Source organism: Streptomyces sp. FXJ1.172 (assembly GCF_001636945.3).
Classification (GTDB): Bacteria; Actinomycetota; Actinomycetes; order Streptomycetales; family Streptomycetaceae; genus Streptomyces.
Map to the genome: position 1 here is coordinate 2,581,401 of NZ_CP119133.2, position 13,701 is coordinate 2,595,101.

Below are 13,701 nucleotides of genomic sequence, written 5' to 3' on the forward strand. Positions count from 1 at the left end.
CAACGGGGGCTCGTAGCAGGCGCGAAACAGCCGATCCGGTCTGTGCTTTGCGCCCCCGATCACGAGTGCGCCGGTCAGGCCGGACGCACGGGGGGTGTCCGTCGCACCGCACACCGCAGACCCCGTACCCGCGTCCCGCGCTTCGGACGCCCCGGGCGGCAGGGACGACCTGTCGATGGCAGGGGTGAACGCGGACAGCGGCACCGAGGGTCCGAGCCGCTCGTGCTCGGACCCCTCGGTGCCGCTGATGACGGGCGGCGCCACCACGGTGCTGGTGCTCACCGGGGGGGCGCCGCCTCGCGCCACGTCTAGCGCAGCGCCGAACTCACTTGGTCATCCGCTCAGTTGACGTAGACCTGGGCGCCGCCGTCCGTCACGGGTGCGTACTTGGCCGTGAAGTACCCGTTGGCGAAGCACAGCGACGAACCGGAGGACTTGGTGAACTGCTGGCTGGTGAAGCTGATGCTGCCGTCGCTGTTGTCGGTCTTCCCGGTCAGGCTGGACGCCTGGTAGACGCAGGTGATGCTGCCCAGCAGGGTCTTCAGCTTGACCGTGGTCTGGATGGTGGAGCCGCTCGCCGGGGTGACGGTGAGGGTGCCGTCGGAGGCGACCGACGCCGTGTAGGGCAGGTTGTCGACGGTGATGCTGCTGACACCGGTGACACCCACGACGTTGCTGCTGCACGAGCTGGGATTGAAGGTCTGGCCGGTGACGGACTCGGTGGCCGTGCCGGGCGCGGAGGGGTTGGCCGTCACGCTCGCGGTGAACTGGGAGGACGTGCACGTGACGCCGCTGGTGCCGGTCGCGCTGGAGTAGAGCGTGGCAGAGGTGCCGGAGGCGAGCGGCGCGGTGAGGGTGTCACCGACGGCCACGGCGGTGCCGCCGGCGCCGCCGGTGGTCAGGACGGAGCCGTCGGCGGAGGCGGGGGTCGCCACCGCGAGGGCGAGGGCGAGCGAGGTGGCGGTACCTGCGAGGGCGAGGACGGATCGCGTACGCATGCGGGTGCCTCTTTCCTGAGTGGGGATCGGTCGAGGTGAGGTGGGGGGTGACGGGCTGGGCGGGTGATGCGTCACGCGGGTGGCGCGGGGCGCCGGTGGCGGCGACGCGAAGGGTGCGTGACGCGGGTGGTGCGCGGTGCCGCCGACGCGGTCCGTCGCGCCTTCTCCCTGCGCGACGGACCGGCGACGGCGGCGGACCGGACACCGGCCGGAGGCCTCGGGGGTGGGCCTCCGGCCGGGCCGGACGGGGCGGCCGGGCACACGGCCTGGGGGGAAGGGACCGTGCGCCGCGCCGGTGTGAGCGGTTGCCGTGAGCCGGCATGAGCGGCCGCCGGGAAAGGCCGGGAAACACGGCCGGTGCCACTCGGCGGATCCGGCGCCACGGATCCGTGAAGCAGGCCAAGTTGTAGACCTGATCAACCGTCAACGTCAAGGCGTTCCAAGGCAGTTGTAGACGGTGATCAAGGTGCGGACAGATCCGTCACCGTTTTTTCACATCTCCCTTGACCCTTCAAAGTAACCGGCAGTAACTTCCTCGGAGGCTACTGCCGCGTAACGAGAAAGCCCTTGCTCCGCCGGGAGCGCGAGGAGGCGTGCGCGGCGGTCGCTGTCCGCGCCAGGACACCGCGCCACCTGAAGCCCGACCCGCGTTGATCCATGCCCATGGGAGCAGACATGGCCACGTCCCCGGACATTCCGTCCGACGGCATCACCCCCGAGAACCCGGGAAGCGGTTCACCGTCCGGCACACCACAGGCAGCCGGGACCGCCGGCGGCGGCGAGAGACGAGGGCGGGTCCGTGCACGCCGGGCCGCGGTGATGGCGGTACCCGCCACCCTCGTCGCCGCCGGTCTCGCCGTCCTCACCGCGCAGGGCGCGCTCGGTGTGCAGTTCGCCATCTCCGGCATGCCGTTCACGGTCACCGCGACCAACCTCGACGGCACCGGATTCGAGCAGTTCGGCGGGCTCGACAACATGGCGGACGGCAGTCCGAACGCCGGCGACTCCGGCGGACAGGTGCTCGTCGTCACCTCCGCGATCAAGAACGCCACGCTCACCAAGCTGTGCCAGAGCGTGGACCTCGGCGGCACCAACCTGCTCATCACGGCGGGCGGTGGCGACACCCCGGTGACCGCGAGCGACCTGACCACCGACTCGACCCAGCTGTCGGGCGACGCGGCGTTCAACAACATCGAGATCGGCAACGACGCGAGCACACTGTCCAAGGCGAACGCCAAGGGCCCGAAGGGCGTCTTCAGCCAGCAGGCCGACACCGTGCACATCGGCCACCTGCGGCAGACCAACTACGCCACCACAGCGGGTGTGTTCAAGCTGCCGGGCCTCAAGCTCCGCTTCAGCGGCTCGGGTTGCTGATCGCCGTGCCGGAGCGTCCGCATCAGGGGCCGAGGGCGACATTCCGCGGCTGGCGTGCCCGCCGGCCGTTCTGGGGCGGGCTGCTGCTCGCCCTGGGCGGCGGCGAGATCCTGTTCACCGAGAAGGCCTCGCTGAAGGTCGTGATGCACATCGGCATGCAGGGCCTGGCCGGCTATCTGCTGCCGACGCTGATGGCGATCCTGGGCCTGCTGATCCTCTTCAACCCCTCCCAGCGGCTCTTCTACTCCATCACCGGCATCCTGCTGTCCCTGGGCACCTGGCTCACCTCCAACCTGGGCGGCTTCTTCATCGGTCTCCTCCTCGGCGCCACGGGCAGCTGCCTCGCCTTCGGCTGGCTGCCCGACCAGGAGCCGCGCGTCAGCCGCCGCAAGCGCCGCAAGCAGGCCCGGGCCGCGGCACACGCGCTTCCGGAAGGCGCGCAGGGGACGACGGCCTGACGGCCCCGGGGCCGGCCGGACACGGCCGGCCCTCCGGCGCGCGCGCACTTCTCCTTCGGCCCCCGTACGGGGAATCAGTTCAGCTCCGGCGGAACTTCCCGGCCGTCCCATGAGTTTCTACGGTGTTGTAGAAGTTGCCGCCGGTGTGCCGTGGGAGCGCCCGGCCGTTGACATGAGGAGTGCGCATGGCCCTGTGGGACCGCGTCAAGGAGTCGGCGTCGCAGATGCAGACCCAGCTGGTGGCGAAGAAGAACGACCTGAAGAGCGGGGCGTTCAGGGACGCGAGCATGGCCATGTGCGCGCTCGTGGCCGCCGCCGACGGGAGCGTCGACCCGTCGGAGCGGCAGCGGGTGGCCCAGCTCATCGCGACGAACGAGGTGTTGCAGAACTTCCCGGCGGACGACCTCAGGCGCCGCTTCGAGGAGAACCTGAACAAGCTGACGGCCGACTTCGCCTTCGGCAAGGTGAGCGTGCTTCAGGAGATCGCCAAGGCCAAGAAGAAGCCGGCCGAGGCGCGGGCCGTCATCCAGATCGGCATCGTGATCGGCGGCGCGGACGGCGACTTCGACAAGACCGAGCAGGCCGTGGTGCGCGAGGCGTGCTTCACGCTGGACCTGCCGCCGCACGAGTTCGACCTCTGAGCCTCGGCGTCCGTACCGGCCGGCCCGGCCCGGGGCAGGGCGGGGCGGACGGACCGGGGCACCCGCGTGCAGGGCGGGGGTGCCCCCGTGTCAGGGGGGCACCCGCGTGTCGCGGCACGGCAGGCGTCAGCCGAGGCCGGCCGACTTCAGCCAGGCCTTGGCGACGTCCAGCGGGTCCTTGCCCTGGACCTGCACCTGGGTGTCCAGATCCAGCAGGGTCGCGGTGTCGAGCTTGGCCGAGACCGCGTTGAGCGCGTCGGCGCCCTTTTGCGGCAGGGCCTTCTTCTGCACGAGCGGCTGGACGTTCTCGAAGCCGAACAGGTTCTGCGGGTCCTGCAGGACGACGAACTTCTCCTTGGAGATGGTCGCGTCCGTGGTGAAGATGTCCGCGACCTGCACCGCGTTCTTCTGCAGTGCCGCCTGGGTGAGCGGGCCGCCGGCGTCCAGCGCCCGGAAGGACTTGAACTGGAGGCCGTAGACGTCCTTGAGGCCCACCAGGCCCTGCTGCCGGGTCTGGAACTCCGGCGAGGCGCCCATGACCAGGTCCTTGTCGATGCCCTTCAGGTCGGCGATGGTGGACTTCGAGGTCAGGTGGTACTTCTGCGCGGTGGCCGCGTTGAGCGTGACCGAGTCCTTGGACTGCGCCGCGGCCGGCTGCAGCAGGGTCAGCTTGGAGTCCAGCTTGGCCTCGATGGCGGCCGTGGTGGCCTCGACCGTCTTGGGCTTCGCCTTCGGGTCGAGGTAGGCCAGCAGCGCGCCGTTGTACTCGGGCAGCACCTTGAGGGAGCCGTTCTTGAGCAGACCGTAAGTGGTCTCGCGGCTGCCGATGTTCGGCTTGTACGAGACCTTGATGCCCTTGGCCTTGAGCGCCTCGCCGTAGATGTCGGCGAGCAGGGTGCTCTCGGGGAAGTTGTTGGATCCGACGACGATGCCGTCGCCGCTCGACTTGCTGTCCGTCAGGGGATTGCCCGACTTGTCATCGCTGGAGGAACAGCCCGCCAGCAGAGCCGTCGCCGCCACGAGGGCGACGGCCGCCGCGCCTCGGTTCCTCCGGATGGACCTGCTGATGCGGTTGGTGGAAGTCACCCACCGATCCAATCCAGCCGGTTCTCGTTGAGTCAAGGGCAGCAGATCACCGATTGGCCTCGATCTGCGGTCAGTTGCGCATGCGGACCCCTGCGGCACGCCGCCCTCAGTGGCCGCGCCGCACCCCCGCCGACACCGTGATCCGGGACAGCGCCCAGAACACCACGAGGGTGGTGAGGGCGAGCCCGGCGACCAGGGTGGCGCCGCCGACGACCTTCTCGTAGTCCTTCTGGTAGAGGCCGTCGATGATGTAGCGGCCGAGACCGCCGAGGCTGACGTAGGCGGCGATGGTGGCGGTGGAGACGATCTGGATGGCCGCCGTGCGCAGGCCGCTCAGGATCAGCGGGAGCGCGACCGGCAACTCCACCTGGAACAGCACCCGTGCCTCGGGCATGCCCATGCCCCGGGCGGCGTCCACGGGCGAGGGGTCCACGGAGCGGATCGCCTCGTAGGTGGTGACCAGGATCGGCGGTACGGCGAGCACGACCAGCGGGATCATCACCGGCAGCAGTCCGAACCCGATCCAGATGAACATCAGCACCAGCAGACCGAAGCTGGGCAGGGCCCGGCCGGCGGTGGCGATCAGCGCGAGGGCGTTGCCGCCGCGGCCGTAGTGGCCGGTGACCAGGCCGACGGGCAGCCCGATGACGGCGGCGTACAGCAGTGCTTCCAGGGAGTACTTGACGTGTTCGGCGAGCCGGGTGGGGATGCCGTCGTAGCCGTGCCAGTGCGCGCCGTCGCTGAAGAAGGCGTGCGCGAAGTTCAGGACGTTCACCGGGCGGCACCCTTCGTCGGCATCCAGGGAGTCAGCAGGCGGCGGACGAGCACCAGCAGCGCGTCGGCGAGGACGCCCAGCACCGCCGTCGTCAGCACCGAGTTCACGGCGAGGGCGGGGCGGTGGTAGGTGGTGGCGGCGTAGAGCATGTTGCCGAGGGCTCCCTGGTTGCCGATGAGCATGCCGACGCTGACCAGGGAGAGACTGGAGACGGTCGCCACGCGCAGGCCCGCGATGATCGCCGGTACGGCGATGGGCAGTTGGACCTGGACGTAGCGGCGCACCGGGCCGAGGCCCATGGCCTGGGCCGCCGCGAGGGTCTCCGGCGGCACCGAGCGGACACCGTCCACGATCGCCGGGACGAGCACCACCAGACTGTAGATCGCGAGCGGGATCATCACCGTGGTCTCGCTCTGGCCGAAGTAGTCGATGAGGACGACGAAGAAGGCCAGCGACGGGATGGAGTAGAGCACGGTGGTGATGCCGAGGACGGGCGGATAGGCCCAGCGGAAACGGATGCACAGCTGGGCCACCGGCAGCGCGAGGAGCAGCCCGGCCAGCACCGGCAGCAGCCCCTCGCGCACATGCAGGCCGACGAGGCCGAGGTAGCTGTGCTCGAGGTCGCTCGGGAGGTCGAAGAAGCCGGTCATCGCGCGGCCTTGGCGTCGGCAGCGCCGGGCGCGTCCGCCGCGCCGGTCGCCTCCGCCGCGCCGTCGGCGGCCCGGCGGTGGGCGGCGCGGATGGCCTCGCCGATGACCTGCTGGGAGACCACGCCGACGGCGCGTCCCTCGCCGTCCACCGCGACGGCCCGGCCGGTGGGCGAGAGCACGGCGCCGTCGAGCGCGGTGCGCAGCGAGTCGGTGCCGGGCACGAACGGGCGCCCGCAGTCGAGGAGTCGGGCGGTGTCGAGCGCCCCGGGCGTGAGCCGGTCCGGCTCGCTCCAGCCGAGCGGCCTGCCGTCGGCGTCCGTGACGAGGAGGTAGGGGGCGTCGGCCCGGGCGGCGAGCTGCTCCGCGGCGGCGTCGACGCCCACGATCGGCGCGGGGTCCAGCTCCAGCTCCGTGGACGGGAAGAAGGACAGCCGGCGGATGCCGCGGTCGGCGCCGAGGAAGTCCTCGACGAAGGAGTCGGCGGGCGCGCTCAGCAGCTCGGCGGGCGGGGCGAACTGCGCGAGCCGGCCGCCGGTGCGCAGCACGGCGACCATCGTGCCCAGTTTGATCGCCTCGTCGATGTCGTGCGTGACGAAGACGATGGTCTTGCCCAGTTCGTCCTGGATGCGCAGCAGTTCGTCCTGGAGTCCCTTGCGCACCACCGGGTCCACGGCGGAGAACGGCTCGTCCATCAGCAGCACCGGCGGATCGGCGGCGAGCGCCCGGGCCACACCGACGCGCTGCTGCTGGCCGCCGGAGAGCTGGTACGGATACCGCTTGGCCAGCGCGGCGTCGAGGCCCACCCGTTCCATCAGCTCGGCGGCCCGGACCCGGGCCTGCTGCTTGGGCGTGCCGAGCAGGCGGGGCACGGTGGCGATGTTGTCGAGGATGGTGCGGTGCGGGAAGAGTCCGGCGTTCTGGATGACGTAACCCATCGAGCGGCGCAGGGTGTTGACCGGCTGTTGCCGGATGTCCGTGCCGTCGAGGAGGATGCTGCCCTCGGTGGGCTCCACCATCCGGTTGATCATCCGCAGGGTCGTCGTCTTGCCGCAGCCGGAGGGCCCGACGAGGACGGTGATCGCGCGGTTGGGTATCTCCAGTGACAGCCGGTCGACCGCGACCGTGCCGTCCGGGTACCGCTTCGTGACTGACTCTATCTGTATCAAAACGCCGAATGCCCTTCGGGTTTGGCAGATTTCCGCCCGCTTTCGGCCAAGGTCGTCGGTGCGCAGGCCGTTGCGGGGAGAGTCTAGACCGCGAGTGTTTCGGCGTTCCGGCAGGCGAATGGCTAGGTCGTGGCGAACCCCGGCGTACGGACGACGTTGCGGTCGGCGTCGACCGCGAACACCTCGCAGCCGGGGCGGGCGGCGGCCCAGGCCGGGCCGTCGGCGCCCAGCGCGAAGGCGGCCGTGGCGGTCGCGTCCGCCTCGGTCAGCGTCGGGGCCAGCACGGTGAGGCTGAGCAACCCGGTCGCCGGGCGTCCGGTGCGGCCGTCGAGGATGTGGTCGCCGCGCTCGTACCGCCCGGAGGTCGCCATCGCCGCGTCGGTGACCTCGAGGACGGCACAGACCTGGCCGGCCGCCTCCGGATGCCGTACCCCGACCCGCCACGGCCCGCCGGAGACGACCACGTCACCGCCGGCGTTGAGGCAGAACCGCCGCGCGCCGGCCGCCGTCAGCAGCCCGGCCGCCCGCTGCGCCGACCAGCCCTTGACCACCGCGCAGGGGTCGAACCCCCGGCCGGGCAGCCGTACGTCGAAGGCGCCGCCGGTCGCGACCCGGTACTCCTCGCACAGGCCGAGGACCTCCGTCAGGTCCACGCTCACCTCGCCGTCCGCCAACTCCCCGCGCCCGTAACGGGACACCTCGCTCGCCGGCACGAACGGGCTGAACCGGGCGTCGGCTTCGCGCAGCCAGGCGAACACGGCGTCCGCCGCCGCGGAGAAGTCGCCCTCGTCGTCGATGCGCAGCGAGACGGGAAAGCCCATGACGTGTTCGACACGCCGCACGTCAGGAGGCCTTGGCGTCGATCGCGGCCTGAAGGGACGCCTTGTATCCCTGGCTCGTGATCGTGGCCCCGGACACCGAGTCGATGTGGGCGCTCTGCGCCTTCAGCGTCTCCGTGATCAGCACCGGTACGGCCCACTTGGTCTGCGGGTGGTGCGGCGCCTTCAGCATCCGTACGGCGGCGATCCGGTCGCCCCGGAAGGTCACCTCCACCTGGAAGACACCCTTCACGGTGTCCACGGGGACGCCCGGGACGACCTTCGAGGGCGAAGAGGGCGAAGAGGACGACGACGAAGACGACGAGGACGACGAGGACGACGTGGAGGAGGACGGCACGGAAGCCGGCGTCGTCGCGGGCTGGGCGATGTCGCCGGTCCCGGTCGACGGCTGGTAGCGCCAGACCGGGATCAGACCCGCGACGGTCAGGAGGCAGACGGGAATGGCTCGCTTCACGGTGGGACGCCTCTCTCAGCCCGCGAGGCTGAAGCGCTCGAAGTGGATCTGCCGTTTGGGCACGCCCAGGGCGCCCAGGCTGCGCAGCACGGCGGTCATCATCCCGGGCGGCCCGCACAGGAAGACGTCCCGGTCGCCGATGTCCGGGACCAGCCGGGCCAGTTCGCGCGGGGCGAGCCGGTCGGGTACGACGGGCCCGGTCACCAGGTGCAGTTCGGCGCCCTTGGCGAGGGCGAGGTCGCGCAGCTCGTCGTAGAGGACGGCGTCCCGGTCGGCGGTCACCCGGTAGATGACCACCGCGTGCCCCGCGAGGTCCTCCAGCAGCGCCCGGATCGGCGTGACGCCGACGCCGCCGGCGATCAGCACGGACTCCGGGCGGGTGCGGTGCAGCGTGGTGAAGGCACCGTAGGGGCCCTCGGCGAAGACGCGGGTGCCCGGCTTGATGTGCCGCAGGCCGGCGCTGCCTGTGCCTGCCGCCTTGGCGGTCAGGCGCAGGCAGCGGCCGTCGGGGGCGGCCGACAGGGAGAACGGGTTGGCCTGCCACCAGCGGTCCTTGGTGAGGAACCGCCACAGGAAGAACTGACCGGCCTGGGCGGGCAGCCGGTCCAGGCCGCGGCCGGTGACGTAGACGGAGACGACGTCGTCGGACTCGGGGACGACCGCCGACACACGCAACCGGTGTCGCAGGTTGCGCCACAGCGGCAGCACCATCCGGCCCAGCACCACCGCGCCGAGGGCCGCGCCCCACACCGTGTACCAGTACGTCGTCGCGGCCGGCGACGAGGTGAAGGTCGTACCGGCCGCGACCTGGTGGGTGAAGGCGAGGACCACGGCGACGTAGGTGTACAGGTGGATGAAGTGCCAGGTCTCGTAGGCGAGTCGGCGCCGGGCCCAGCGGGCCGAGACGGCGCCGACCACGGCGATCAGCGTGAGCGCGACGATGGCGCGCAGCACGCCCTCGGTGGTCTCGGCGAGGTTCACGAGCTGGTTCACCGGGTCCATCGAGGACGCCTGGGCGTAGCCGAAGGTGATGAACACGGCGTGTGTGAGCAGGGTCCACAGCACGCCGAAGCCGGTCCAGCGGTGCCAGGAGGTCAGCCGGTCCATGCCGATCCGGCGGTCCAGCCAGGGCAGCCGGGCCACCAGCAGCAGCTGGAACGCCATGAGCAGGGCGCCGTACAGGCCGCAGAGCCGGCCCAGCACGATCAACGGGTTCGAGGCGAAGCCGGCCTGGACGAAGAACCGGGCGACCACCGCCGCGTTGGCGGCCAGCAGGGTGTACAGGCCGGCACGGGCCACGACCCGGGGGCGGATCGCCGTGGCGGGTGCGGGACGGGTCTGGAGGGTCGTCACGGGCGGCAGCTCCTTGATCGGGTCCTGGGCGATGAGCTTCGCCCGCGGATGCTGTCGATCTCCTGTCGGACGACTGTCACTTGAGTATCGATAGGGCCGGCGGGGCGGGCAGCCCGGACGGGGCCGAACGGGTGGCGCGGGATGGGCGGGCGGAGAAAGTACGCCTGCTGGTCGTGGACGCCGACCCGCCGATCGCCGGCCTCGTGGCCACGGTCACCCGGTACGAGGGCTGGGAGGCGGACACAAGCCCCTATGGCGAGCCGGCGTGCCGGCTGTACGGCCGCGCAGCCAGCGCGGCGACGTCGTCCTCCGCATGCCGTGCGTCCAGCCGCTCGAGGATGGTGTCCAGGACCTCGTCCAGCCCGTCCCCCGCGGGGAAGCGGACGGCGGACAGCCGGGCCAGGGAGGCGTCGATGTCCTCGCCACGGCGCTCCACCAGCCCGTCGGTGAACAGCACGAGGGTCTGCCCGGGCGCCAGTTTGTGCGTGGCCGACTCGTAGCCGCCGAGCCCGGTGCCCAGCGGCGGCCCCACGGGAACGGACAGCAGCGTGGCCTCGCCGTCGTCGGCGATGAGCACCGGCGGCAGATGGCCGGCGCTGGCCAGCGTCACCTGGCCCCGGCCGGGGTCGACGCCGGCCAGCAGGCAGGTCGCGGGCCGGCGGTCGGCCTCCCGGGAGGAGATCTCGTCCATCTGCCGCAGCACCCGGTGCGGGGGCAGGTCGGCGGAGGCGATGTAGCGCAGCGAGGAGCGGTAGGCGTTCATGTCGACGGCGGCCTCGAGGCCGTGCCCCATGACGTCGCCGACGACCAGCAGGGTGCGCCCGAAATGCAGCCGTACGGTCTCGCACCAGTCGCCGCCGACCAGGACACCGCCGCCGGACGGAAGGTAGCGGATGGCGATGTCGAGGTTGGGGTGCGGGCGGCCGGGCTCGGACAGCAGGGCACGCTGCAGATCGCCGGCGGTGCGGTTGACGCTTTCGTAGGCGCGGGCGTGCCGGATGTGGGAGGCGGCCCGCTCGGCGAGCAGGCTGAGCAATTCGGCCTCCCCGGGATGCAGCGGCTCACCGGAGCGCGCCCACACCAGGACGCCGTAGGTGTCGTCCCCGCTCTTCAGCGGCGCGCACAGCGCGGCCCGGGTGCGGGGGGCGCCCGCGTACTCCAGCCAGCGCTCGGGCGGTTCACCGAGCGCCGGTGCACCCCCCGCGCGGGCCACCGCGGTGGCCCAGCGCGCGTCGGGCAGCAGATCGGCGTCCCCGGTGATCTGCTCGTAGCCGGAGATGGTCTGCTCGGTCCGGCGCAGCACGGCGGCGGTTCCGCCGGCCAGTCCTACGGCGGCCCCGGTCAGCTCGGCACAGGTCGTGGACTCCTCGAGGGTGGTGCCGATCCTGGCCAGCGCCTCGCGCAGCGCGGCGAACCGCGCACCGGCCGTCAGGGCTTCGGCCTTCGCCGCCGCCGCGGCTCCCTGGGTCTTCGTGGACGTCAGGGCCTCCTCGTCTCCGCTGCCGGTGCGGCGATGGCCCCCGCCGGCAGGCAGCGACCTGCGACGAGACCGGATCCAGCGCGCCACACCCAACACCCTCACAGAATCTCAAACCGGGGCGAATAGGGCATTAACCCCATCCGCCACACCCGCCCCGTCGGACTCGCCGGCCCCGGCAGCCTCCCGCACGGGCCGTTCGCCCCGCGTCTTGGCCCAGGCGCCGCAGGTCCGGGCCGCCGGCCGGCATGGTGCGGTCGAGCAGGTCGCCGCTCGCCAGGGTGCCGAGGACAAGGACCGGTCCGCGCGCGGGGCTCGACAGCGGGAGGAGCGCGGCGGCGACCCGTCCGCCCCGTCCCGCGCCCGCCCCGAGGCGTGAGCGGGCGTCGTCCCTCCCGCTCCTACTCCCGCTCTCGTGTCCGGCATTGCTCATCTTCGACCGACCGAAGCCTTTCGGACACGCCTTTTGCAAGATTCGGCATGTTCGTTGATCCGCTTCATGCCATGGCTCCACGGGAACGCCGTGCACCGGGCGCCACCGTCGCCGGGGCGCCCGGGGGGAGCCCCGCGCTCTCAGTCCTCGGCGGGCGCCAGGCGCAGCGAGATGGAGTTGATGCAGTACCGCTGGTCGGTCGGGGTCGGGTAGCCCTCGCCCGCGAAGACGTGCCCGAGGTGCGAGCCGCACCGGGCGCAGCGCACCTCGGTGCGGACCATGCCGTGGGACCGGTCCTCGATCAACTCCACCGCGTCGGTGTCCTTCGGGTCGAAGAAGGACGGCCAGCCGCAGTGCGACTCGAACTTGGTGTCCGAGGTGAACAGGTCCGCGCCGCAGGCCCGGCAGGAGTAGACGCCCTTGGTCTTGGTGTCCGTGTACTCACCGGTGAAGGCCGGCTCGGTGGCGGCCTGGCGCAGCACGGCGTACTCGGCCGGCGTCAGCTCCTCGCGCCACTGCTCGTCCGGCTTCTCGACGTCGTACGACATGAGCCTCAGCCCCTTTACTGCTGCGACAGGCGGTCCAGGATCAGCGGGCCCAGGTCCGTCACGTCGCCCGCGCCCATGGTGAGAACCAGATCACCGGGCTTCGCCATTCCCGCGATCACGGACGGGATCCCGGCCTTGTCGTGCACGGCGGTGACGTCGGCGCCCGCGGCCCGCGCGGCCTCGATGATCAGCTCGCTGGTCACGCCCGGGACCGGGTCCTCGCGGGCCGGGTAGATGTCGAGGACCACGGAGGCGTCGGCGAGGGCGAGCGCCTGGCCCATCTCCTTGCCCAGCTCCTGGGTGCGCGAGAACAGGTGCGGCTGGAAGACGACGAGGATGCGGGAGTCGCCGGCGGCGGCGCGCATGGCCTCCAGGTCGGCGGTCATCTCGGTCGGGTGGTGGGCGTAGGAGTCGATCACCTGCACGCCGGCTGCCTCGCCCTTGAGCTGCAGGCGCCGCTTGACCCCGGTGTAGGCGGCGAGCGCGGGCGCCAGCTCCGCGGCCGGGATGCCGAGCGCGGCACCGGCGGTGAGCGCGGCGACGGCGTTGAGGGCGTAGTGCCGGCCGGGGACGGAGACGGCGAAGGTCAGCTCCTGCCCGTCGAGCAGGACGGTGACCCGGCTCTTCAGGCCCTGCGGTACGACGGCCGTCACCCGCACGTCGGCGTCCTCGGCCTCGCCGTACGTCACGGTCCTCACCGAGCCCGCGAGCCGCCGGGTCAGCTCGCGCGCGCCGTCCTGGTCGGCGGAGATCACCAGCGTCCCGCCGGGCACGATCCTCCCGGCGAAGGTCTCGAAGGACTCGTAGATCTCGTCCATCGAGGCGTAGTTGGCGTGGTGGTCCAGCTCGACGTTGAGGACGATGGCGACCTCGGGCGCGTACTTGTGGAAGCTGCGGTCCGACTCGTCCGCCTCGGCGACGAAGACGTCGCCCGTGCCGTGCAGCGCGTTGGAGCCGGGGGCGTCCAGGTCGCCGCCGATGGCGTACGACGGCTTCAGGCCCAGTTCGGTGAGCGAGACGGCCAGCATCGAGGTGGTCGTGGTCTTGCCGTGGGTACCGGCCACGGCGATCGGGCGCAGCCCCTCCATGAGCGCGGCGAGCGCGTCGGAGCGGTGCACCACCGGGATGCCCAGCTCGGCCGCGCGGGCCAGCTCGGGGTTGTCCTTGCGGATCGCCGAGGACACGACGACACAGCTCGCGTCGTCGGCGAGGTGCTCCGCAGCGTGCCCGATGTGCACGGTGGCACCGAGCGCCCTGAGCGCCTCGGCGGTCGCCGACTCCTTGGCGTCACTGCCGGCCACCGCGGCCCCGCGCTGGGCGAGGATCTTGGCGATCCCCGACATCCCGGCGCCGCCGATGCCGATGAAGTGCGGTCGGTCCATGGCGGTAGGAAGGCCGGGTGCCATGCGTTCTTCTCCCAAGTACGGTGCGGGCTGGAGCAGGCCTAGC

General features: G+C 71.7%; 16 protein-coding genes and 1 pseudogene. 6 read left to right on the forward strand and 11 right to left on the reverse strand.

The window, feature by feature from the left end:
- Positions 1 to 341: 341 nt before the first annotated feature.
- A complete protein-coding gene (locus tag A6P39_RS11440; protein WP_067047529.1) occupies positions 342 to 998 on the reverse strand; it encodes a Tat pathway signal sequence domain protein in 657 nt (218 codons plus the stop codon).
- A 675-nt stretch (positions 999 to 1,673) separates the two neighbouring features.
- Here A6P39_RS11440 and A6P39_RS11445 point away from each other — a divergent pair.
- The 3 genes from A6P39_RS11445 to A6P39_RS11455 all read left to right on the forward strand — a co-directional run bounded on the left by A6P39_RS11445 (position 1,674) and on the right by A6P39_RS11455 (position 3,471).
- On the forward strand, positions 1,674 to 2,372 hold the full coding sequence (locus A6P39_RS11445) for a DUF6230 family protein (protein ID WP_067047532.1): 699 nt from the start codon (positions 1,674 to 1,676) through the stop codon (positions 2,370 to 2,372).
- A 5-nt stretch (positions 2,373 to 2,377) separates the two neighbouring features.
- On the forward strand, positions 2,378 to 2,830 hold the full coding sequence (locus A6P39_RS11450) for a DUF6114 domain-containing protein (protein ID WP_234378956.1): 453 nt from the start codon (positions 2,378 to 2,380) through the stop codon (positions 2,828 to 2,830).
- 185 nt (positions 2,831 to 3,015) lie between these two features.
- The gene (locus A6P39_RS11455) at positions 3,016 to 3,471 is read left to right on the forward strand and encodes a tellurite resistance TerB family protein (protein WP_067047539.1); all 456 of its coding nucleotides are present in this window, start codon (positions 3,016 to 3,018) and stop codon (positions 3,469 to 3,471) included.
- 126 nt (positions 3,472 to 3,597) lie between these two features.
- Here A6P39_RS11455 and A6P39_RS11460 read toward each other — a convergent pair whose 3' ends face one another.
- The 6 genes from A6P39_RS11460 to A6P39_RS11485 form a co-directional block, all read right to left on the reverse strand.
- Positions 3,598 to 4,557: an ABC transporter substrate-binding protein gene (locus A6P39_RS11460; RefSeq protein WP_067047542.1), complete on the reverse strand. Its 960-nt coding sequence runs from the start codon at positions 4,555 to 4,557 to the stop codon at positions 3,598 to 3,600.
- A 106-nt stretch (positions 4,558 to 4,663) separates the two neighbouring features.
- Positions 4,664 to 5,332, reverse strand: a complete 669-nt coding sequence (locus tag A6P39_RS11465) for an ABC transporter permease (RefSeq protein WP_067047545.1) — start codon at positions 5,330 to 5,332, stop codon at positions 4,664 to 4,666.
- Positions 5,329 to 5,982 (reverse strand): ABC transporter permease, encoded by a 654-nt coding sequence (locus tag A6P39_RS11470; protein ID WP_067047549.1) that lies wholly within the window; start codon positions 5,980 to 5,982, stop codon positions 5,329 to 5,331. Before A6P39_RS11470 ends, A6P39_RS11465 begins: the two co-directional genes overlap by 4 nt.
- Complete coding sequence (locus A6P39_RS11475) at positions 5,979 to 7,148, reverse strand: ABC transporter ATP-binding protein (protein WP_067047552.1); 1,170 nt, start codon at positions 7,146 to 7,148, stop codon at positions 5,979 to 5,981. Before A6P39_RS11475 ends, A6P39_RS11470 begins: the two co-directional genes overlap by 4 nt.
- A gap of 122 nt (positions 7,149 to 7,270) precedes the next feature.
- On the reverse strand, positions 7,271 to 7,990 hold the full coding sequence (locus A6P39_RS11480) for an FAD:protein FMN transferase (protein WP_067047555.1): 720 nt from the start codon (positions 7,988 to 7,990) through the stop codon (positions 7,271 to 7,273).
- Between the two features lies 1 nt (position 7,991).
- A complete protein-coding gene (locus A6P39_RS11485; protein ID WP_331454116.1) occupies positions 7,992 to 8,228 on the reverse strand; it encodes an FMN-binding protein in 237 nt (78 codons plus the stop codon).
- Here A6P39_RS11485 and A6P39_RS11490 point away from each other — a divergent pair.
- Complete coding sequence (locus A6P39_RS11490) at positions 8,221 to 8,382, forward strand: hypothetical protein (RefSeq protein ID WP_331454117.1); 162 nt, start codon at positions 8,221 to 8,223, stop codon at positions 8,380 to 8,382. The two genes, A6P39_RS11485 and A6P39_RS11490, sit on opposite strands and share 8 nt — an antisense overlap.
- Positions 8,383 to 8,456: 74 nt before the next feature.
- Here the strand turns inward: A6P39_RS11490 and A6P39_RS11495 are convergent, their stop codons facing one another.
- Positions 8,457 to 9,794, reverse strand: coding sequence for a ferredoxin reductase family protein (locus tag A6P39_RS11495; RefSeq protein WP_067047560.1), 1,338 nt, complete (start codon positions 9,792 to 9,794; stop codon positions 8,457 to 8,459).
- Between the two features lie 131 nt (positions 9,795 to 9,925).
- Here A6P39_RS11495 and A6P39_RS11500 point away from each other — a divergent pair.
- Positions 9,926 to 10,069: pseudogene (locus A6P39_RS11500) on the forward strand (DNA-binding response regulator); the annotation flags it as partial.
- Here A6P39_RS11500 and A6P39_RS11505 read toward each other — a convergent pair.
- Positions 10,045 to 11,361, reverse strand: a complete 1,317-nt coding sequence (locus tag A6P39_RS11505; protein WP_234378957.1) for a PP2C family protein-serine/threonine phosphatase — start codon at positions 11,359 to 11,361, stop codon at positions 10,045 to 10,047. The pseudogene A6P39_RS11500 and the gene A6P39_RS11505 sit on opposite strands and share 25 nt — an antisense overlap.
- Before the next feature lie 121 nt (positions 11,362 to 11,482).
- On the opposite strand from A6P39_RS11505, the gene A6P39_RS11510 reads away from it, so the two are divergent.
- A complete protein-coding gene (locus A6P39_RS11510; protein ID WP_159396097.1) occupies positions 11,483 to 11,650 on the forward strand; it encodes a hypothetical protein in 168 nt (55 codons plus the stop codon).
- Positions 11,651 to 11,844: 194 nt separating this feature from the next.
- On the opposite strand, the gene msrB is transcribed toward A6P39_RS11510, so the two are convergent.
- Positions 11,845 to 12,252, reverse strand: coding sequence for a peptide-methionine (R)-S-oxide reductase MsrB (msrB, locus tag A6P39_RS11515; RefSeq protein ID WP_067047567.1), 408 nt, complete (start codon positions 12,250 to 12,252; stop codon positions 11,845 to 11,847).
- A 14-nt stretch (positions 12,253 to 12,266) separates the two neighbouring features.
- Positions 12,267 to 13,658 (reverse strand): UDP-N-acetylmuramate--L-alanine ligase, encoded by a 1,392-nt coding sequence (gene murC, locus A6P39_RS11520; RefSeq protein WP_067047570.1) that lies wholly within the window; start codon positions 13,656 to 13,658, stop codon positions 12,267 to 12,269.
- Between the last annotated feature and the right edge of the window lie 43 nt (positions 13,659 to 13,701).

Excerpts from the sequence above, each read along its gene's own strand:
- A6P39_RS11440 (WP_067047529.1), bottom strand. The coding sequence starts at position 998 with ATGCGTACGCGATCCGTCCTCGCCCTCGCAGGTACCGCCACCTCGCTC.
- A6P39_RS11445 (WP_067047532.1), top strand. The coding sequence starts at position 1,674 with ATGGCCACGTCCCCGGACATTCCGTCCGACGGCATCACCCCCGAGAAC.
- A6P39_RS11455 (WP_067047539.1), top strand. The coding sequence starts at position 3,016 with ATGGCCCTGTGGGACCGCGTCAAGGAGTCGGCGTCGCAGATGCAGACC.
- A6P39_RS11470 (WP_067047549.1), bottom strand. The coding sequence starts at position 5,982 with ATGACCGGCTTCTTCGACCTCCCGAGCGACCTCGAGCACAGCTACCTC.
- msrB (WP_067047567.1), bottom strand. The coding sequence starts at position 12,252 with ATGTCGTACGACGTCGAGAAGCCGGACGAGCAGTGGCGCGAGGAGCTG.
- murC (WP_067047570.1), bottom strand. The coding sequence starts at position 13,658 with ATGGCACCCGGCCTTCCTACCGCCATGGACCGACCGCACTTCATCGGC.